This window comes from Ruegeria profundi (assembly GCF_001507545.1).
Classification (GTDB): domain Bacteria; phylum Pseudomonadota; class Alphaproteobacteria; order Rhodobacterales; family Rhodobacteraceae; genus Ruegeria; species Ruegeria profundi.
Window position 1 is genome coordinate 262,422 of sequence record NZ_LQBP01000002.1, and the last position, 19,476, is coordinate 281,897.

The 19,476-nt window shown below is 55.8% G+C and carries 17 protein-coding genes; 3 read left to right on the plus strand and 14 right to left on the minus strand.

Annotated features, from left to right (window positions below; all coding sequences use genetic code 11):
• Positions 1-66 precede the first annotated feature (66 nt).
• The 5 genes from gndA to AVO44_RS04745 form a co-directional block, all read right to left on the minus strand.
• Complete coding sequence (gndA, locus tag AVO44_RS04725; protein WP_068333319.1) at positions 67-1,473, minus strand: NADP-dependent phosphogluconate dehydrogenase; 1,407 nt, start codon at positions 1,471-1,473, stop codon at positions 67-69.
• Positions 1,474-1,504: 31 nt separating this feature from the next.
• Positions 1,505-2,833 carry a TRAP transporter large permease gene (locus AVO44_RS04730; protein WP_068333322.1) on the minus strand — a complete coding sequence of 443 codons (1,329 nt, stop codon included), beginning with the start codon at positions 2,831-2,833 and terminating at the stop codon, positions 1,505-1,507.
• A complete protein-coding gene (locus tag AVO44_RS04735) occupies positions 2,830-3,372 on the minus strand; it encodes a TRAP transporter small permease subunit (RefSeq protein WP_068333325.1) in 543 nt (180 codons plus the stop codon). The genes AVO44_RS04730 and AVO44_RS04735 overlap by 4 nt, the downstream gene beginning before the upstream one ends.
• Before the next feature lie 71 nt (positions 3,373-3,443).
• Entirely contained in the window at positions 3,444-4,463 is a 1,020-nt protein-coding gene (locus AVO44_RS04740) for a TRAP transporter substrate-binding protein (RefSeq protein WP_068333328.1), read from the minus strand.
• Between the two features lie 2 nt (positions 4,464-4,465).
• Positions 4,466-5,035, minus strand: a complete 570-nt coding sequence (locus tag AVO44_RS04745) for a gluconokinase (protein ID WP_068333331.1) — start codon at positions 5,033-5,035, stop codon at positions 4,466-4,468.
• Between the two features lie 102 nt (positions 5,036-5,137).
• Between AVO44_RS04745 and gntR the strand changes: the two genes are divergently transcribed.
• Positions 5,138-6,133 carry an HTH-type transcriptional regulator GntR gene (gntR, locus tag AVO44_RS04750; RefSeq protein WP_068333334.1) on the plus strand — a complete coding sequence of 332 codons (996 nt, stop codon included), beginning with the start codon at positions 5,138-5,140 and terminating at the stop codon, positions 6,131-6,133.
• Positions 6,134-6,288: 155 nt separating this feature from the next.
• Here gntR and AVO44_RS04755 read toward each other — a convergent pair whose 3' ends face one another.
• From AVO44_RS04755 to AVO44_RS04765, 3 genes are read right to left on the minus strand one after another with little or no spacing between them, the layout of a single operon-like run.
• Positions 6,289-7,092, minus strand: coding sequence for an SDR family NAD(P)-dependent oxidoreductase (locus tag AVO44_RS04755; RefSeq protein ID WP_068333337.1), 804 nt, complete (start codon positions 7,090-7,092; stop codon positions 6,289-6,291).
• Entirely contained in the window at positions 7,092-8,618 is a 1,527-nt protein-coding gene (locus AVO44_RS04760) for an AMP-binding protein (protein WP_068333340.1), read from the minus strand. Before AVO44_RS04760 ends, AVO44_RS04755 begins: the two co-directional genes overlap by 1 nt.
• Positions 8,615-9,775: an acetyl-CoA acetyltransferase gene (locus AVO44_RS04765; RefSeq protein WP_068333342.1), complete on the minus strand. Its 1,161-nt coding sequence runs from the start codon at positions 9,773-9,775 to the stop codon at positions 8,615-8,617. Before AVO44_RS04765 ends, AVO44_RS04760 begins: the two co-directional genes overlap by 4 nt.
• Before the next feature lie 80 nt (positions 9,776-9,855).
• On the opposite strand from AVO44_RS04765, the gene AVO44_RS04770 reads away from it, so the two are divergent.
• Positions 9,856-10,401, plus strand: a complete 546-nt coding sequence (locus tag AVO44_RS04770) for a PAS and helix-turn-helix domain-containing protein (RefSeq protein ID WP_205626524.1) — start codon at positions 9,856-9,858, stop codon at positions 10,399-10,401.
• Between the two features lie 426 nt (positions 10,402-10,827).
• Here AVO44_RS04770 and AVO44_RS04775 read toward each other — a convergent pair whose 3' ends face one another.
• The 3 genes from AVO44_RS04775 to AVO44_RS04785 form a co-directional block, all read right to left on the minus strand.
• Positions 10,828-11,364, minus strand: coding sequence for a chemotaxis protein CheD (locus tag AVO44_RS04775; RefSeq protein WP_233421924.1), 537 nt, complete (start codon positions 11,362-11,364; stop codon positions 10,828-10,830).
• 47 nt (positions 11,365-11,411) lie between these two features.
• Complete coding sequence (locus tag AVO44_RS04780) at positions 11,412-12,317, minus strand: CheB methylesterase domain-containing protein (protein WP_338057261.1); 906 nt, start codon at positions 12,315-12,317, stop codon at positions 11,412-11,414.
• A gap of 92 nt (positions 12,318-12,409) precedes the next feature.
• Positions 12,410-14,755 carry a methyl-accepting chemotaxis protein gene (locus AVO44_RS04785; RefSeq protein ID WP_068333350.1) on the minus strand — a complete coding sequence of 782 codons (2,346 nt, stop codon included), beginning with the start codon at positions 14,753-14,755 and terminating at the stop codon, positions 12,410-12,412.
• A 295-nt stretch (positions 14,756-15,050) separates the two neighbouring features.
• On the opposite strand from AVO44_RS04785, the gene AVO44_RS04790 reads away from it, so the two are divergent.
• A complete protein-coding gene (locus tag AVO44_RS04790) occupies positions 15,051-16,598 on the plus strand; it encodes a cryptochrome/photolyase family protein (protein ID WP_068333352.1) in 1,548 nt (515 codons plus the stop codon).
• Here the strand turns inward: AVO44_RS04790 and AVO44_RS04795 are convergent.
• From AVO44_RS04795 to AVO44_RS04800, 3 genes are read right to left on the minus strand one after another with little or no spacing between them, the layout of a single operon-like run.
• Positions 16,595-17,809, minus strand: coding sequence for an FAD-binding domain-containing protein (locus AVO44_RS04795; protein ID WP_068334012.1), 1,215 nt, complete (start codon positions 17,807-17,809; stop codon positions 16,595-16,597). The genes AVO44_RS04790 and AVO44_RS04795 overlap by 4 nt on opposite strands.
• A complete protein-coding gene (locus AVO44_RS20580) occupies positions 17,806-17,937 on the minus strand; it encodes a DUF2256 domain-containing protein (protein WP_233421925.1) in 132 nt (43 codons plus the stop codon). The genes AVO44_RS04795 and AVO44_RS20580 overlap by 4 nt, the downstream gene beginning before the upstream one ends.
• Before the next feature lie 5 nt (positions 17,938-17,942).
• Entirely contained in the window at positions 17,943-19,472 is a 1,530-nt protein-coding gene (locus AVO44_RS04800; RefSeq protein WP_338057262.1) for an FAD-binding domain-containing protein, read from the minus strand.
• Positions 19,473-19,476 lie beyond the last annotated feature (4 nt).

Below are 19,476 nucleotides of genomic sequence, written 5' to 3' on the forward strand. Positions count from 1 at the left end.
GTGGTTTGATCACGCGCAGACAGGCCGCGGCGTTAGCCTTGGCGTCTCTGCGATTTGTATCCCGGTTTAGGTCCCGTCACTCCAAGGCCCATGAAAGACGCCGGGTTTATCGACACGCGCGACCCCGTGGCGGCCGAAAAAGTCCCGTTGACCTTGTATCAAATCGGCGGTTCCGCGCGCTTGGCTCATTGCGTCCAACCAGCCTAGGGCCGCCATCATGACCGGAACCGGCTGGGCCGCGGCGATAGCCGTGGTGACGATCTGGCGCAGCGCGGGAAGACACAACGCAAGCTCATCCGCAAATTCAGGGCAGAAGGCCAAAGTGTCATCCCGGTCACGACCGCGCAAGGCGGTAGCTATTTCATCCAAAAGATCTGAACGGATGATACAGCCCGCCCGCCAAATCTCGGCACAACGCGCGAGGTCCATAGCCCAGTCGAATTCGCAAGACGCAGCTTGCAACAAATCGAAACCCTGACTGTGGCAGACGATACGCGTCGCAAGGACGGCCTGATGCAGCACCGCCGGGTCCAGATCGACCTTGGCGCGTGGCTGTGCAAACAGCGCAGCACCTGTTGCCCGGCCATTGCGGTCCGCTGACCAAACCCGCGCGCCAACCGCAGCCTCGATGGTTGACACCGAAACACCCTGGGTTAGGGCTTCAATAGCCGTCCACCGGCCAGTTCCTTTCTGGCCGGCACTGTCGACGATCAGATCCACAAAGGGCTGGCCGCTATCCGGGTCATGGGTACGCAGAACCGTGGCGGATATCTCCATCAGATAGCTTTTCAGGACACCCTTGTTCCAATCGTCGAACAGGTCCGCAATCTGCGTGGTAGACCACCCCGCCCCGTGACGCATCAGCCCGTATGCCTCGGCGATGAGCTGCATGTCGGCATATTCGATCCCGTTATGCACGGTCTTGACGAAATGGCCCGCGCCGTCAGGGCCAACCCGATCAACGCACGGTTCACCCTGGAAATCTGCGGCAATCGCTTCGAGCATCGGACGAACGCCGTTCCAGACGGCCTCGGTTCCGCCGACCATCATGGCTGGACCGGTTCTTGCTCCGTGCTCGCCGCCGGAAACACCCATACCCAAATAGGCCAGTCCCTGTTTCTCGAGCATCGTTGCGCGGCGCCGCGTGTCGTGGAAATTGGCGTTCCCTGCGTCAATGATCACATCACCGGGTTGCAGATACGGCTGCGCCTCGGTGATCGAATCGTCCACCGCCTGCCCCGCCGGTACAAGCAATATGATCGCCCTTGGCGACGGCATTGACTTGACCATGTCCGCGAGACTGCGGTGGCCGGTAAAGGCATCCCCAAGACAGTCCGCACGGGCCAGAAACTTGTCCGTATCTTCAGCTACAAAAGAGGCGACATGCAGGCCATAGCCCTTTTCGGCAATGTTCAACGACAAGGCCGAACCCATCGTGCCCAGACCATAAAGGCCAAAATGCGTAGTGCTCATTTAGGGGTCTTTCGTCTTATTCCCGGGTTGCCTAGTGGATTGCGATGCCGGGGAACAGGATCAGCAAGCCGACTGCGGTGATCTGAAGCATGATGAACGGCAGCAGCGCGCGGAAAATCTCGCCCAGACTGATATCAGGTGGCGCAACACTTTTTAGGTAAAAGGCAGCTGGCCCAAAGGGTGGCGACAAAAAGCTGACCTGCATGTTCATGGCGAACAGGACACCAAACCAAATCGGGTCATAGCCCAGGCTTGTCACGATTGGAACAAAGATCGGCATGGTCAGAAGAGCCACCCCTACCCAGTCCAAGAACATGCCAAGCACAAACAGGATCAGCATCATGAACAGGATCACAACGGTCGGGTTGTCAGAAATCCCCGTGATCAGCGCCTGCACAAATCGGATGCCACCCATCAGGTTAAACACACCCACCAGGGCCGATGCTCCGATACCAATCCAGACGATCATTCCGACGGTAGCCAGCGTTTGACGCGCAGCACCCAGGATCAGGGAAAATGTGAACTCACGCCGGATCATGGTCGAAAGCGTCACACCCAACACACCCACGGCAGAGGCCTCGGTCACGCTGGCGATACCGCCATAAATCGAACCCAGAACAAAGATCACAACCAGAACCGGCAGAACCAGCCCCTTGAGCAAGCGCAGCTTTTCGGCCGTAGAAATTTCGTCCGGTTCCGGAATGGGCGCAACTTCGGGGTTGGTATAGGCACGGAACAGAATGTAGGCGGCATACATGCCGGCGAGCATCAGGCCCGGCAGGAAGGACGCGGTGAACAGGTCGCCGATTGATACGCTGGCGGTCAGACCATAAATGATCAGAACGATCGATGGCGGGATCATGGTGCCCAATGCGCCACCCGCGCAGCAAACGCCGATGGCCAGGCGTCGGTCGTAGCCCAGCCTCAGCATCTGAGGCAATGCAATCACGCCCAAAAGCACGACTTCGCCACCGATGATGCCGGACATCGCCGCAAGAACCACTGCGACCAGCAAGGTCTGTATCGCCACGCCGCCGCGCAAGCGTCCGCCGACGATACGCATTGCATCGAACAGATCGCGCGCAATGCCGGAACGGTCGAGGATCGCCGCCATCAGAACGAACATCGGCACTGAAACAAAAACAAACGAATTCACAAAGCTGAAGATTCGGCTGACGATCAACGGGATCGCGTTTGGTCCAAACCAACCCAGAGCAAAAATCAGCGCCACCAGCAGCGTCACAAAAGCAAGCGGCATGCCGGTCAGCAGCAAAAGCAGAAGCGAGCCGAACATCAACAGCGTCGCGGTTTCGATCCCAAGTGACTTGAGATCGGGAATCAGGGCAAGCAGCTCGGTCATTTCCGCCTCAGGTAATTTACGGCAAGAACAGCGAATTGAACGGACATCAGGATCAGGATGCCCATAAGAAACAGTTTCATGAGACCCGGTGTTGGCGGATCCCATGCGGAACCTGAGGTTTCAAGACGGAACTCACCCGCCGGCGTCCAGACTGCACGCTGAACAACGAGCCATGCAGCCCAGGAAAACAAGGCTGTAGCGGTCGCACAAACAAGCGAGATGCCGATGTTGAAAGCGCGCCTAAGCTGTGGCGTCAAAAGGTCATAGATAAGAACGACGCGAATGTGCTTGTTGGTCGCAGCCGCATACAGGCCACCGAACACAAAGGTAATCGCTGTCAGGAAGATCACCGTTTCATGCGCCCATTTGGTCGGAGCGTTGAAGCCGTAGCGCATGACCACTTCGAAAATCAAGGCACAGGCGGACAGGACGATAGCGATTGCGAATACATCGCCCAGACGCGTTACCAGACGACCCAAAACTCCGGCCTCGGGTATCGATTCCTGCCTGTTTTCTTTGGCTTCGGTCTGATGTGCCATTTGCTTTTTCCAACTTGAAGACCGACCCGACGGCTGTGGTCGGGTCGGCCCAATGTTACGTTAGGTCGGGGTTATTCAGCCAACAGCCCCTGTTCGACCAGATATGCTGACAGTACGTCGTATACGCGCTGCGCGTTATCCGATTTTCCTGCGATTTCTGCCCACTGCGACTTGGCGATCGCGCGGAATTTGGCGCGCTCTTCCGCGGACCAGTTGTGTACGGTGATGTCAGGATCGGCGATGGCTTCGGCCACGGCGACCGCGTCTCGCATGGCCAGCTGGCTGGTCATGTCACGCGCAAAGTCACGCACCGACATTTCAAGGATCGCCTGAAGATCCGGCGACATGCTGTCCCATGTTCCCTTGTTGATCGATACTTCGACCAGCGGCATTGAGTGGAAGCCGGGGTAGACCGGGTGGCCTGCCACATCATGCATGCCCTGCTGGTGGTTGGTCGAGAATACGGTGTAATCCGCCGCGTCGATGACGCCCTTGTCCAGCGACGTGAACACTTCGGACCCCGGCAGGTTCACAGGAGCGGCTCCCGCAGCCAGGAACACATTCTGCACCAGACCTTCGGGCGCGCGCATCTTCAAACCTTTCAGGTCATCAACGCCATCAAGCGGCACTTTCGAGATGAATGCCTCAAGGCCCGGTGTGGTTGCGCCGATGAACTGCAGACCATAGGGGTTCAAGAGATCATTCATGAGCTCTTTACCGCCGCCGTATTCGATGAAGTTCAGCATCTCGGAAGGCGAGCCATAGGCGCCAACCGGGTTTGCGATCAGGCTGAAAGCAGCATCCTTGCCCGCGAAGTACGACGTGTCAGTCACGTGCCCATCAATGATGCCCGAGGCGACAGCGTCCTGTGTTTCGGTATGCTGAACAATGGAACCCACCGGCAGCATCTCGACCGTGACGCGGCCGCCGGTCAGAACGCCAACCCGCTCGGCCCACTGCTGCTGCAGCACGAAGTTGGGGTTGCCCGATGGGTCCGAAGACTGAAAGCGCAGCGCAAAGTCTGCGGCCAGTCCGGCCGTCGCCGTGCAGGCCACAACCGCAGTGGCGGCAATGGTTTTCAGAAATGTCATGGTTAGGTCTCCTCCTGTTGAATTTCCGTCAGGCATGGCCCCCCGTCGTGGGTGGCCCGATTAAGTTTGGCTAAAACGTCATCGACGATGCGGCCTTGGCTTAGGCTGGCATCCAAGGCGATGTGATCCTCGGCCGTTGTCGGCGGTTCCAGATCGGCAAGCTGGCTGTCCAGCAACGTGAGCGGCATAAAGTGGTTGGTCCGGGCCGTCATGCGCTCGGCTATAACGTCTCGCGGGGCAGTCAGAAAGACGAATTTCGCGTTTGGCAAATCTGATCTCAGGATGTCACGATAGGATTGCTTGAGCGCTGAGCAGGCAACAACGATATCCTTGTCACTATCTGCCTCGTGCTGTTGTCTGACCTCACGAGCGATCCCTCTGAGCCATGGACCCCGCATCGCGTCGTTCAATGGCACGCCACGCCGCATGGCCTCAATGTTCTCTGGCGGATGGAACTCGTCGGCCTCGACATAAAGCCCTGACATGCGATCAGCCAATGCCCGCGCGACCGAGGTTTTGCCGACACCGCAAACCCCCATCACGACCAAAGTCAGGCCACATTCGCCGCTCATTCACGTTCCTCCTGCTAAGCATGATCATTAATGATTGCGCAATCATTTTGCAATCAGATTTTTCTGATTATATAATTTCCTTTAAAAACAGGGTCAGAAGCGATGACAAAGCCAACTTTGGTAGATGTTGGAAAAGAAGCAGGAGTTAGCGCAATCACGGTGTCGCGCGCGCTTCGCTCACCCGAGAAGGTGTCCGACTCGCTACGGGCGAAAGTCGATGCGGCGGTGCGCAAGCTGGGTTATGTACCCAATCAGTCTGCGTCAACGCTGGCATCGAGCGAGACCAACTCTATCGTCGTCATGATCCCGTCCATTTCCAATAATGTGTTCACGGATGTTCTGCGCGGAATTGAGGATGCGCTTAAACATACGCGCTTGACCCTACAGATCGGCAACACGGGTTACGACCCGATCGAAGAAGAACGCGTGCTGCGATCCTTCCTTAATCCGGCGCCAAAAGGGGTTATCCTTGCCGGTATCGAACAGACGAATGAAACCCGGCAGATGTTGGCCAATGTCGGGGTGCCGGTGGTGCAGATCATGGACCTAAGTGACGCGCCGATCGATCAAATCGTGGGGTTTTCTCATGAAGACGCGGCTTTTGCGGCTGCGAACCATTTGATCGACAAAGGCTACTGCAACATTGGGTTTTTGGGCGCGCAAATGGACCCGCGCTCGCAAAAACGCCTCGCTGGGTTCCGAAAGGCGTTGCAGAACGCCGGTATGTACGATGAGCGGGCTGTCGTGGTCACCAACCGGCCGTCCGACGTGAACATCGGCGCCATTCTCTTTGGCAAGCTGACAACCCAGTACCCGGAATGCGACGCAGTGTTTTGCAACAATGATGACCTTGCGCTTGGCGTCTTGTTCGAATGTCAGCGTCGCGGCATCAGGGTTCCGACCGAGCTTGGGATCTGTGGATTCAATGATCTTGGTGTGACGTCGCAATGCGTTCCCACGATCTCGACCGTACGAACACCGCTTTACGATATGGGCGCCAAGGCCGGGAAAATATTGGTCGACGGCGGCGCGGGCGCCAAGGACAGGCAAGTCGACCTCGGCTTTTCACTTGAAATTCGAAACAGCTCGCTCCGCTAATTTGCAAATTACCGTTGATGAGCTTGCAACCCGATAAGCCCGCTGACCTCGTTCAGTATTCCGGTGGTCGGCGCGACCCAGCCAAATCGAAACACGCAGGCAAGGTAAAGCGAGTGCACCTCAGCCCTGCCTACGGTTATCGCACTGCCAAGCCTTTATTGCGACGTCCACCCACCATCGACGGGAATAGTTGTTCCCGTCACGTTATGCGCGATCGGATCACATAGCCAAAGGGCCAGCGCGCCGATTTCAGAGGGGTCAGATGTGCGGCGCGACGGTTGTTTTTCCGCAAGAAGGTCGGCAATCCCTTTTTCGCGATCCCCACCGAACTGAGCCGCACGAGCCTCTACTTGGGGTTCTATGATCGCTGTTTCAGTCCAACCCGGAGCAATGCAGTTGACCGTCACTCCACCGCTTTGTTTGTTACCGGCACGTGCATATTCCAACGCAGCCACTTTACTTAACCCGACGATCCCGAACTTGGAGGCAACGTAAGGGGCCTTGTTTACCGAGGCGACAAGCCCGTGGACCGATGCAATGTTAATCACCCGGCCAAAGCCACGTTCACCCATCGTTGGCATGGCAAGGCGCATCGTGTGAAAAGCACCAGACAGATTGACTGCCAATACAGCGTCCCAAGTGGCGGCGTCGGCCTCTGCGAGGCCTACGGTCTTTTGGATCCCAGCGTTGTTGACAAGTATGTCTGCCCCGCCCCAATCCGCGACATCACTCATCATCTTTTCGATCGCAAAAACGTCGCGCATGTCTGCGTCGAAGAACCGGACCTCTGGGCTGCCGGCATCTTCCAAAACCTGCGCTGTGGCGTCGACGTCATCTGCGCTTGCCAAGCCATGAAATGCGATGCGCGCCCCGGCACCCGCAAGGGACTTTGCGATAGCAAGACCAATGCCTTGGACCGACCCCGTAACAAGCGCAGTTTTTCCCTTAAGCTGACTCATTAGATTGCATCCTTCTGCAACGTGGCGCGTAGTTCAGTTTTCAGTATTTTGCCGTAGTTGTTCTTGGGCAAAGAACTGGTAAAGCGATAGATTTTTGGCCGTTTGAAGCGGGCGATCCGATCCAGGCACATTGCGTCCAGATCATTTTCGTCCACTTGCTCGCCACTACGGCAAACAACAAAGGCAACAACGATTTCACCCCATTCGCTATCTGGTTGGCCCACAACGGCGACCTCTTGCACTCTGGGATGTGAAAGCAAGACTTCCTCAACTTCGCGCGGATACACATTCGACCCGCCGGTGATGATCATGTCCTTGGAGCGATCTTGCATGGTCACATAGCCGTCTTCATCCATGCGGCCCATGTCACCGGTCCATAGCCAGCCATTGCGTATAGCTTTTTGCGTAGCTTCCGGATTTTGCCAATAGCCCTTCATAACCGTACGACCACGAACCACGATTTCGCCAATTTCCCCAACAGGCACCTCGTGACCCTCTGTATCGACGATTGAGACCTGAACCTCGGCTTGCGCATACCCCACGGAATTCAGGCGTTCGCGCCAGCGTGGATGCGTTCTGTCCGACACATCCCCCCGCGGCAACACAGAAATACCCATGGGACATTCACCCTGGCCATACACCTGCACAAAACGGGACCCAAGGACTTCCGTCGCCTCAAGAATATCTGCCTCGTACATGGGACCGCCGGCATAAACGATGGTCCGCAAGCCTTCGCCGGACTGCCCGGACGCGCGCGCGGTATCGACCAATCGCTTTACCATGGTCGGAGCCGCAAACATGGACACTGAACCAATCTGCGAGGCAAGACCAAGGATTTCAGCCGCATCAAACCCACCGCTTTGCGGCACCACATGCCGCGCACCTCGCAGCACGTGCATGAAGTTGTAAATACCTGCGCCGTGGCTCATCGGTGCGGCATAAACGATCGCATCTTCAGGCCGGACTTCATCCACATCCGCGAAGTAGGTCAGCGTCATTGAGGTCAGATTGCCAGCTGTGATCATCACGCCTTTGGGGCGACCGGTCGTTCCAGACGTGTAGAACAACCAGATAAGATCGTCGGCGTCCCGCAAAGTCGGAGCGTCGGACCCCGACATATTTCGCAGGTTCTGGAAAGTAGCACTGTCGAAAGACAGGGACACGACATCATCCGGCAGACAATCGGCCAAATCCTGGGATGTTTTCTTATCGACAAAAACCATGCGCGCGCCCGAGTCCGCAATGATCCAGGCGGCTTCTTTTACGTGCAGCTTGGCGTTGATCGGCACCGCGACCGCCCCCAACCACCAAATGCCATAAAGCGCCTCAAGATACTCGGTTCGGTTTCCACAGAACAGCGCAATCCGGTCATCCTTTCGAATACCCTGCGCTTTCAACGCTGCAGCCAAAGCCGCCGCACGTTTGGCAAACTCTGCGTAGTCTGCCACGCACTCGTCGGCACGAAACAGCGCCGGTGACTGGGGCATCCGCTTCGCCGTTCGTTCTAACCAGATCGCCGGGTTCATGCGACGGCCTCCAGGATTGAGCAATAGTTCGCCACGCCCGAACCGCCCATATTGAACACAGCCGCCAGTTGCGCACCGGGAACCTGCATGGCGTCGGCAGACCCAGTGACTTGCCGAGCAGCAAGAACATGCATCGAGACACCCGACGCACCCACCGGATGCCCCTTGGCCTTTAATCCGCCCGACAAGTTGACAGGCAATCGCCCACCGCGTGCCGTCACCCCGTCTTTGACCAGCCGCCCGCCCTGCCCTTTGGGGGCAAGGCCCATGGCTTCGTAGATAAGCAACTCGGCGATGGTGAAACAGTCATGAACCTCGGCCAGATCAAGATCTTCCACGGAAATACCCGCCTCAGCAAACGCAGCAGCAAAGGTGTGTTTCGCTGCGGTCAGTTCAGTCAGATCACGTTGCGACATCGGAAGGACGTCATTCATCTGAACGGCCGCCCGAAACCCGACTGCGCGAGGAAAGTCGCCGACCAGATCGTCGGCAACCATGACCATTGCAGCAGCGCCATCACTGACCAAAGAACAGTCTGTCATTCGCAGCGGGGATGCGATCATCGGGTTTTTATCCGAAATCGTGTTGCAAGCGGCAAACCCCAGATCTTTTTGCAAATGCGCCAACGGATTGTCCAATGCAGCCTTGTGGTTCTTGGCTGCTATCCCCGCCAGAGCGGCAGACTGATCGCCGTAGGCCTGAAAGTAAGACTGAGCAAAGCGCGCAAAGATTTGCGGAAATGATACTCCGGCCTCTTCGGCCTGATAAGAGGCGCCGGCCAAGGCTTCGGTAACACCTTTTGTATCTCGATCAGTCATCTTTTCCGCGCCGACCACCAGCGCCCGGCGCACGCGCCCAGACCGGATGGCATCGCGCGCAGCATAGATCGCAGCAGAGCCGGACGCACAGGCGTTTTCAACCCGCGTCGCTGGAATGAACCGCATAGCTGGATCAAGTCCCAACACCAGTGACGACCCAAAGGCATCCGGCACCAGCCCGTTGTTGAAATGCCCCAGCCAAATTGCGTCAACGTCCCCGGGGGACAGCCCCGCGTGATCAAGCGCCTCGCGCGCGGCGTCGATGATCAGGTCTTCAAAGCTTTTGTCCTTGAGCGCACCAAAACGGGTGTGGCCCCAGCCAACGATCTTTGCATCCATGCTTGCCTCCCTTATTGCGGCAATGAATACTACGTGGATCGGGGCTACGCCAATTCCGGTAAAATACGTAAAGGATATACATGACGGGTCTGGCTGACATCGCTTTCGAGAACGCGCCGGTCGGGCTGATCTATTCCGAGGACAGGATCATTCGGCGCTGCAATCCCAGTTTTGCGGAGATGTTTGGCTATCACCCGGATGAGTTGCACAACACCTCGCTGTCGCGCCTTTACCCGTCAGTTGCTGAGTTCGACCATATCGGAAGAGTCGGGCTGCGAAAAATGGTGGGGGGAGGTCGTTACGCTGATGAACGGATCATGCGGCGCGCTTCGGGAGAATTGTTCTGGTGCCGGGTAAGGGGCCAATCGCTGACACCCGATACACCGTTCAACAAAGCAGTCTGGACGTTTTCAGATTTATCAGAGGTCCGCCCAAGTACAGGTCTGACATTACGGGAAAGGCAAGTTGCAAAGCTGATGATTGGCGGCGTCACGACCAAGGAAATCGCACATGAATTGGGAATTTCTCCTAGAACAGCCGAAGTGCACAGGGCTCGGCTGTTAAAGAAAATGGACGCGAAGAACGGCTTGGAGCTTGTTGCACGCCTTGTTGGCATCCCTTTGTGAAAAAAGCCCACTATTAACACGAGGACGTTTTTTCTGGGTAACAATAGTGACCGGGTCAGGGTGTATCGGTATCTAAGCGCTGGCCTTTGGTGGGCATTCGACTTGTGCCTAAACTTTATTAATTCAGATGCTGGCCGCGTTGGTTTCTGCTGGATACGAGATGAACGCGCGAAACGACCGTTCTACTGTTGGCAGACTGGCGTCATCTGTAGCCAGCCATCCGGTTTCTTTTTCACGCGAAAGATTTGCGCCAAAGTAAATGACTCTTTAAACTCACTTTGGGCTTAGGGGTTAAGAGGACTCAATCGAGACAGGGGAATTCTATGGGGTTGGTCATCACCTCGATTTTCGTGCCTCTTATTGATGAACGATGCTAACCTGCAAATAAAACTTAGTTCTCGTTAGTATCGTGTGCGCAAGTCGACCTCAAAACAGCACAAGCTGACTTTTTTGAGGCTGAGCCGCTTTACGATTTTCCTCATCAATCGCGGGATATTGGTGACTTGTCACAAACACCTGCTTCACACGTCCGCTAGCAGGGTGAAACCGAATGCGCCGTGCTTTGTTTCCGCCAACCGATGACGAAACACACTCAATCCCTTCTTCGGTTAAGTACCTTTGAACGAAGTTTGTATTTTCCGCTCCGACATCGGGTAGATTGGGAAGCATGTTGCCACCGCCAAAGATCTTGGCACGAAGATTGCTGCGTGTCCCACCGAGTTTCAGGATGCCATTGACCAAAAGCTCCATAGCGTTGATACCGTAGCGGCTGCTTTGATCCTCGACCGAACCTGCGGCAAGAAGAAAGTGGTTCATTCCACCAACTCCTTCCCTCACGTCATACAAGCACGCTGAAATGCACGATCCCAATATCGTAGAAAAGACTACGTCGGCCTTGTGAGTCACTTTGAACTCGCCCTGCAGCACGCCAACTGCGGGCGCTTTTTCGAGATAGTCCGTCAATGCAGTTCCTATTCTCATTTTTGAATTGAGCTTGCGCCCAACAGCGTTTACGCCATTCGGACAAGAGGCACCTGACGTTGGGCTGCCCCAAGCTGCCAGGCAGCGCGCGGCATACCATAAACGACCGAGCTGCGCTCATCCTGAACAAAGGTGGCGGCACCCGCCCGTCGAAGCGCCAGTAACCCTTCGGCCCCGTCCCGCCCCATGCCTGTCAAAACGGCTGCGACCACTCTTGAAGCTATGGGGCGAGCGGACAAGAACACTTTATCCACGGAAGGAACATGCCCTGACACAGGCGGTCCTTCCGTCAGTCTTGCGCGCAGTGGCGTGCCCGAGCTCAATTCAAGATGTTGCCTGTAGCCAGCAGCAATGCACACCAGACCGGATTCCAAAACCAAACCGTTTTGGGCCGCAACCACGCGCGCGGGGCAAAGCCGCGACAAAAGGTCAATCAACCCCCCGCCAAAGTCTTCACCCGTGTGTTGAACAATGACTGTCGGTGGGCAATCGGCAGGAAAACGTTTGAGGATCGTACTCAGTGCATCTACCCCGCCCGTCGAAGACCCGATGATAATGATCTTGGAATCCTTATTACTTTTCGACGAGTCTTTGGGACGTTTCTTGTGCGTCGCGTTTTTTGCTTCTTTGATCCACGACACGTACGAGGCGGCTGTGTCGCTTTTGCGGAAAACCCGTGGACCTGCGGACGTTTTGGCAGATCCTTTTTCTCCAACGTATACGCAAACGGATTTTAACTCATGAAACAGTGTCTTCATAGTTTCGAACTCTGGAATATCTGTAAATCCCTGCTCGATAATGACAGCCGAAGGCTGCAGCTCCTCACTCGTTGCGTAGGCCGCCATAAGATTGTCCACTATGAGAATCCGAACGCCGGGCGCCACTTCGCCGAACTGACTTTTCAAGCGCGTCGCCCAAAAGGGATCAGTGCTCACGACCAAGATATTTTTCACTTTCAAACACCCACACTGCATTTGGCGTCAATGGCCCCTTTCGCCCAAAGCGCGGGGAAAGGGGCCAAACAATTTCAAAACTCCTGCCAGACCTCAGGGCCGTCCAATTGGCCATTGACTGCGATTGGCCGTGCTTCCACTTTGGTGTTCGGGCCCCAATCTGCACCGTGGGCCGTTGGGCGCTTGATCTCGACAACTGTGGACTGTGGGTCATCAAATTCAGTTTCAACTCGGAACCGGGCCACAAGTTCAGACAGTTTTGCCGCATCCGAATTCAACAGGTGACTTGAAGCAGAAGACTCTTCAACCATGGCAGCGTTCTGCTGTGTAACTTCGTCCAGCTGAGTTACACCGATGTTAATCTCACCCAGCCCTGTGGACTGTTCCGCTGCACCATCGGCGATTTCCGACACCATCTGAGAGATGTGACCGACCCTATCCACAATTCTATTGAGCGCGTCCCCGGCCTTCCCGACAAGATCCACGCCACGTTCAACCTGCTTGGAGCTATTGCCGATGAGTGTCTTGATTTCCATTGCAGCTTCGGAACTGCGCTGCGCCAAGGCCCGAACTTCAGAGGCGACAACCGCGAAGCCACGCCCCGCGTCGCCTGCGCGTGCAGCTTCGACCCCGGCGTTCAAAGCCAGCAGGTTAGTTTGGAACGCAATGTCGTCAATGACACCGATGATCTGGCTGATATGGCTTGCGGATTCTTCGATTTCCGTCATCGCTGCGACAGCGTTCTGGACCACTGCCCCACTGTCTTCAGCTTCCTTGCGCGACTCTGTCATCGTCACCTCGACCGACTTTGCACCTTCAGCCGCGGATTTTACGCTTGCAGTCATTTCATCCAGTGCGGCTGCAGTCTGCTCGAGCGTTGCAGCCTGGCTTTCCGTCCGGTGTGAAAGGTCTTCGGAAGCCTGCGATATCTCAGCCGCGCCCTGGCGGATACTGTTAGACGTGTTGATCACTTCGACCACGGTTGCATTCAGCGTTTGCATTGTTGTGTTGAAGTCTTGACGAAGCTGTTCGTGGTCGGACCGGAACGGTACCGTGATGGGTTGCGAGAAATCGCCAGCAGACAAACGTCGCAGACCTATACTCAGTTCTTTGACCACTTCTTCTTGCTCACGCTGATGCTGGTTACGTTCCTCTTCGGCCTTCCGAGCTTCACGCAGGTCATCGCGCATTCGGACAAGTGTCCTTCCGATCGTTCCAAAATCGTCGCGGCGCGTTGCCTCAGGCACTTCGACATCAAGATCGCCTTGGGTCACCTGTTCCATTGTATGGCGAAGCGAATTGATGGGTCCGGTAATTGTACGGGCAAAAAGCCAACCGACCACCGAAAGAACTAGTGCGCAGGCAATTGAAACCAAAATCTGGAAATTTCGTTCCGCCCTTACAGGCGCCAGAATTTCATCCAGCGATTGCTCGGCAACCAAAGCCCAGCGGTTGTTGTGAAAAACGATCGAGGACACATAAGAGGCAACTCTGTCGCCGTTGATACCGGTTGCATTGGGGAAAAAGCTGGTGTTGCCGCTCAACGCGAATTCAATCTGCTCGCTGAACGGCACTTTCTCCAGAACCTTCACACCATTCTCAAATCGTGACGCAATGCGTGTATTGTAATCTTCTCCGACAAGAAGGACTTCACCGGTTTCACCTAGACCAACCGGGTTGTTAACAATGCCTTCCAACATGGCGATTGGCACCTGAATGACCAGAACACCGACATAGTCGCCGTTTTCGTTGATGACCTTCGTCGCGACAAAACTGGACGGAACGTTATTGCTTGGCTCGTAAGGAGACAGGTCTGAAAAGTGAACAGTGCCGGGTGCGTCGGTTGCCGCATCCCTGAAGACTTGCCCAAGCCCCGAGTCCCTGAAACGCCCGTTCAGCAAATTGGTTGTAAAGTCTTTTTCTTTTTTTACCGAGTAAACAACATCCCCCTGCGGGCTAACCAGCAGAACATCATAGAATCCCTTGGAATCAACGATCGACAAAAAGGGGGGATGATAACGACCGTGGTGCATGTGGTACACTTCAGACCCTTCGGCTTTGCTCAATAACTGACGCTCGCCGACGGGATATGGGTTTCCTGAAATGTAGGCTGTGGTCAGGGCTTGCCTTGGGTCGCCCTCTGACGCGCTCCAGGTTGCTGAGAACCATTCCAGAGCCGTCGATGTAGAAGGGACCGCCGCCAAGGCCAAAACATCCGCATCCAAGCCTTCCAACCAGCTTTGCAACGTTGCTTCACGTTCCAAAACCAACGTTTTGAAGTGTTCTTCGACGTTTGTTAGGGCTGTATCCCGAAATCGGAGATCGCTTAATGTCACCAACACAACGGTAACCAATGCGCAAAACCCTACAATCGTGAGTGGAAGTTTCAACGCCAGTTTTGGCGACAAAATCATCTTCATTTTGTTCTCCAACAGTTATCGCGCAGGGGTCTGCCCGCCGCATTTCCTCCTTTTTTCAGCTCAGGTGTTAATTTATCGCTTAACGTCGTCCTTTGGTTTGATCGGAAATTGATTAGACTTTTCTCTTTTTACTGACTTCAGGTTAGTTCACTTCGCGCTTTGCCGATCGGCGACGGCGCCTTTGCGATCCTCTGCGACGAGGTGAAGTCACTGACGAGCCCTGACAACCAATCTGTCCCGCCTCCGAAGGCTGGTTACGAGTTGCTCATAGCCATAGCCGAACTATCTCCCGTGGATGAAAACAAACTCGTCAGCCGCCAAAGACGCCCGACTGCTGTTGATTTTGGGCGATCAACTCAGCCTTGATATCTCCTCTTTGCGCGCCGGAAAGCCTGACCGTGATATTGTCCTCATGGCAGAGGTGCAGGACGAAGCGAGCTATGTCCCGCATCACAAAAAGAAGATTGCGTTCGTGTTTTCCGCCATGCGTCATTTCGCAGCCGAATTGGAAGACGCTGGGTGGTCGGTGAGATATGTAAAACTGGACGACCCCGACAATAGCGGCGATCTGCCCGGTGAACTTGCGCGCGCCGTGAAAGATCACGGCATCGACCATGTGCTGATGACAGAGCCGGGAGAATTTCGACTGAAGGCTGTATTGTCGGATTGGTCCAAAGACGCGCAGACCGAACTGGAAATGTTGGATGACGACCGGTTTGTAGCCTCTCATGCCGAGTTTCGCGACTGGGCCAAGGGGCGCAAGCAGTTGCGGATGGAATACTTCTACCGCGAAATGCGACGCAAAACCGGGCTGTTGATGGACGGAGACGCTCCGGAAGGCGGCAAGTGGAACTATGACAGCCAGAACCGCAAACCCGCCCAATCAGACCTTTTCATGCCGCGGCCGCTGGAAACAGAACCCGACGCCATAACAGAAGAGGTCCTGAAACTGGTCGAAGACCGGTTCGACGATAATTTTGGAACCTTGCGCCCTTTTTGGTTTGGCGTGACGCGTGCGGACGCGCTGAAAGCACTGACGATGTTTGTGGAACAGGCCTTGCCGCGTTTCGGCGACTATCAGGATGCGATGTTAGAGGGCGAGCCGTTCCTGTATCACTCGGTTCTGTCGCTTTACATCAATGTGGGGCTTCTTGACCCGCTTGAAACCTGCGAACGCGTTGCACAGGCCTATCACGACTGTGATGCCCCGTTGAATGCGGTCGAGGGCTATATCCGCCAAATCATCGGATGGCGCGAATATATGCGCGGCATCTACTGGCACAGCGGGCCAGAGTACACGCAACAGAATTTTTTCGGGGCAAAGCGGCCATTGCCGGATTTCTATTGGACCGGGCGCACAGACATGGCGTGCATGGCCGCCGCGATCGGACAGACAAAAGAAGAAGCTTACGCGCACCATATTCAGCGCCTGATGGTGACCGGGAACTTTGCCATGTTGGCCGGTATCGACCCGCACGAAGTGCATGAATGGTATCTGGCTGTTTATGCCGACGCCTACGAATGGGTCGAGGCACCAAACGTGATCGGAATGAGCCAGTTTGCAGATGGCGGATTGCTGGGTTCAAAACCCTACGCAGCCAGCGGAAACTACATCAACAAGATGTCGGATCACTGTGCCAACTGCAGCTATGATGTGAAACAAAAGACAGGGTCCGACGCATGCCCGTTCAACCCGCTCTATTGGGATTTTCTGTTGCGCAACGAAGATAAGCTGCGCGGTAATCCGCGCCTTGGTCAAGTGTACCGCACATGGGACAAAATGGATGAGGACAAGAAAAAAGAATACCGTGACAGCGCGCGGGCGGTATTGGACAGGCTTTAGACCGCGTAATCTAAAGACCTAAGAATAGTGGGGATTTTCTTTTTCAGGCCAAAGAAGCCGCGCGTCGCGTGTGGCCACGCCAGGCTGTCATAGTCCCGACGAATTTGACACAGCGTTAGTCCGGCACGGTCGAGTCGCGCATTCTGTAGTTGCGTGGCGACTGGTCCGACAGGTGCAAAGCCGGTGACAACGGTTTTTACACCTGCCGTTTCGGCCGCTGCGATTATCTGTTCAGCCCAGCTTTCATCTTCGGCCCCAACCGCACCAACGGCATCCGAGACCGCGCCCGCAGCAAAGGATTGTACAATTGGCTCGATCGCTAAAGGTGATCGTCGTTGCGTGGCAAGTAGCCCGATCTCTGCTTTGGGTTGGCGCGGCAAAGTTGCACCAATTTGACAATCGTCTTCAGTCACCAGAAGCAGAAAACCTTCGTCCGGCATGGCATCTGGCGAGGGCACTGGAACACGAGGATGCGCGTTCTCTTCCGTCAAAGGCTCTGCCGTCTTAGCCAACTGTCCCTCGGGGTTGAACCTGCCATTCGTGTATTTGGCGATGTTGGACGGCCGGGCGAGATACGTTTTCCCCTTGGTGTGCAAACCGGCAACCCAGCGCCAGCTCAGCGTGTTGGACGCAGGGTCGCCGTCAAGCAGATGACGCAGGAAGAAATCGGCGCCCAGTTCCCAGGGCAGACGCAATGTGAACACCCAGATCGAAGCGAACCACATCCTTGTATGGTTGTGCAGATACCCCGTCTTGATCAGTTCGCGGACCCAGTGATCAAAACAATCGATGCCTGTTCGCCCTTCGACGGCGTCGTTGTAATCGGTCGTTCGTGCACCGTCGTCCAGTGCGCGTTGAAGTCCCTCGTTGTAGGACGTCCAGACACTTGGTTGCTGCTGTAACCAGCCTTTGAAATAGGTGCGCCAGAAAACTTCTTGAACGAACTTTTCGGCCGCTAAATATGAGTGGCGCGCCAATGTTGCGTTCAGAACCTCCTGTTCTGTGATCAGACGGTGCCGTATCCACGGGGACAGAGCCGAAACGTTGCTGCGTCTGTCGGGACCGAAGTCGAAATTGCGTTGGCTGGCATAGTGCTTGCCTGTACGCGCAGCAAACTGATCCAACCGCAAAAGCCCGGCCTGTCGTGTGGGTGAAAACTCTGCAGCCCTTGCATGATCGGCCTGTGTTTCGAACAAGTCCCCGGTAGTCATGCGGCACGCCTGCAACGTTTCGAGCAGTAGCGTACTTCGTCCCAAACTTGCGCCCATTTCTTCCGCCACGTGAATGGTCGACCGCAGGTCACGCAGATCTTAGTGGGCAGATCTGATTTCTTCCGCATTTTCATTATTGATCCTCGAATGGTAGGGACATTTGGGTATCTGGTTCCTTTTTCCGGCGTCCACCCCGATTGCGTGTTGAGCTTTTTCGGCTGGCATGTTTGGACACTATGGCAGCAGCTTCCACCCGAAAGCCTTCGCCTTTTCGCACAGCCCAGATCGCTTCTCGCGCTGCGCGGGCGGCTGCGATATGGTCGACGATTGGTTCCGGATAAGCCTTCCCCAGCACGTCCGCGGCATTTTCCGCCTTCCACGGTACTTGCAGAAACCTATCGGGGATCGCGGCCAGTTCGGGCACCCATTTTCTGGTAAAGCGCCCCGTTGGGTCCTGATCGTGGCCCTGTTTCACCGGGTTGTAGATCCGAACCGCGTTAATCCCCGTGGTTCCGGATTGCATCTGAACCTGGCTCCAATGAATGCCAGGTTCATAATCGGTGAAGCTGCGGGCAAGGTGCAGCCCCGGAGCGCGCCAATCCAGCCAAAGGTGATAGCTTGCAGTTGCCATGACCATCGATCGCATCCGGAAATTCAGCCACCCCGTTGCGCGCAGGTACCGCATGCACGCATCCAGAAACGGCAAACCGGTTTCACCCTTGGCCCACGCGTCCAGCTTATCTTGATCCGGGGCAGATGGGCGGATTCCCTTGTAGCCGCGATGCAGGTTCTCATATTCAAGTCTCGGCTCAGACTCGAGCTTTTGGATAAAATGACAATGCCAGTGCAGCCGTCCGTTGAACGAAGTCAGAGAGCCGCGCCAAGATGACTTTCCTTTTGGCGGAGTGTCCCGCAGCGCACGTTGCCGCGCCCATGTCGCCTGAGCGACTTCGCGCACCGAGAGTGTGCCCCATGCCAGATGCGGTGAAAGCCGAGAGCAGGCTGTTTCGCCCTCAACCGGCGACGACATCGCGCGACGATAAGGTTCGCCACGCTTTTGCAGAAAACTGTCAAGCAGGCTTTGCCCGTCTGCTCGCCCGCCTTTTTGACGCAGCGGGCAGTGATCAGGCGCAAGACCAAGTGTTTCCGCGGTCGGAATGTCACCTACATCCAGTGACAGCGGTCCAAGATTCGGAGGGTTTGTTATGGCCTCTGACATGAACGCATCCCAGCGCTCGGCCCATCCATTTCGGGATTTCATTCGCCGGACGACGCCGTGATTCTGAACCTCGTTCCAAGGGATGCTGTGCGCGCGGCACCAGTCTGCGACACGCAGGTCGCGCTGAAACGTCCAATCATTACCGGTTTCTTCATGTGACCAGAGCGCGGTCAGGCCGTGATCCCGGTGAAGGTCGCTTAGGATTTCAACAATGTTGCCGGTGCGTACGATAAGAGGCTGACCCAGCTTGTGCAGGTCGGCGCGCAGTTGGTGCAACGTTTCTGCGATAAAGCTCCATTGCCGACCAGACATGTCGGGCGCGCGCCAGAGCTCAGGCTCGGCCACGTAAAGCGGCAAAACCGCGCCATGCGCGGCAGCCCGCGCCAATGCGCGGTTGTCTTGAACCCGTAGGTCGCGCTTGAACCAAACGACGTGCAACGTCACTCCT

Coding starts and splice junctions, on each gene's coding strand:
- AVO44_RS04745 (WP_068333331.1), bottom strand. CDS start 5,035: ATGAGCGGCGAATGTGGCCTGACTTTGGTCGTGATGGGGGTTTGCGGT.
- AVO44_RS04770 (WP_205626524.1), top strand. CDS start 9,856: ATGACGGGTCTGGCTGACATCGCTTTCGAGAACGCGCCGGTCGGGCTG.
- AVO44_RS04755 (WP_068333337.1), bottom strand. CDS start 7,092: ATGAGTCAGCTTAAGGGAAAAACTGCGCTTGTTACGGGGTCGGTCCAA.
- gndA (WP_068333319.1), bottom strand. CDS start 1,473: ATGAGCACTACGCATTTTGGCCTTTATGGTCTGGGCACGATGGGTTCG.
- AVO44_RS04730 (WP_068333322.1), bottom strand. CDS start 2,833: ATGACCGAGCTGCTTGCCCTGATTCCCGATCTCAAGTCACTTGGGATC.
- AVO44_RS04795 (WP_068334012.1), bottom strand. CDS start 17,809: ATGACTACCGGGGACTTGTTCGAAACACAGGCCGATCATGCAAGGGCT.
- AVO44_RS04765 (WP_068333342.1), bottom strand. CDS start 9,775: ATGGATGCAAAGATCGTTGGCTGGGGCCACACCCGTTTTGGTGCGCTC.
- AVO44_RS04760 (WP_068333340.1), bottom strand. CDS start 8,618: ATGAACCCGGCGATCTGGTTAGAACGAACGGCGAAGCGGATGCCCCAG.
- AVO44_RS04740 (WP_068333328.1), bottom strand. CDS start 4,463: ATGACATTTCTGAAAACCATTGCCGCCACTGCGGTTGTGGCCTGCACG.
- gntR (WP_068333334.1), top strand. CDS start 5,138: ATGACAAAGCCAACTTTGGTAGATGTTGGAAAAGAAGCAGGAGTTAGC.
- AVO44_RS04790 (WP_068333352.1), top strand. CDS start 15,051: ATGAAAACAAACTCGTCAGCCGCCAAAGACGCCCGACTGCTGTTGATT.
- AVO44_RS20580 (WP_233421925.1), bottom strand. CDS start 17,937: ATGCGGAAGAAATCAGATCTGCCCACTAAGATCTGCGTGACCTGCGGT.
- AVO44_RS04785 (WP_068333350.1), bottom strand. CDS start 14,755: ATGAAGATGATTTTGTCGCCAAAACTGGCGTTGAAACTTCCACTCACG.
- AVO44_RS04735 (WP_068333325.1), bottom strand. CDS start 3,372: ATGGCACATCAGACCGAAGCCAAAGAAAACAGGCAGGAATCGATACCC.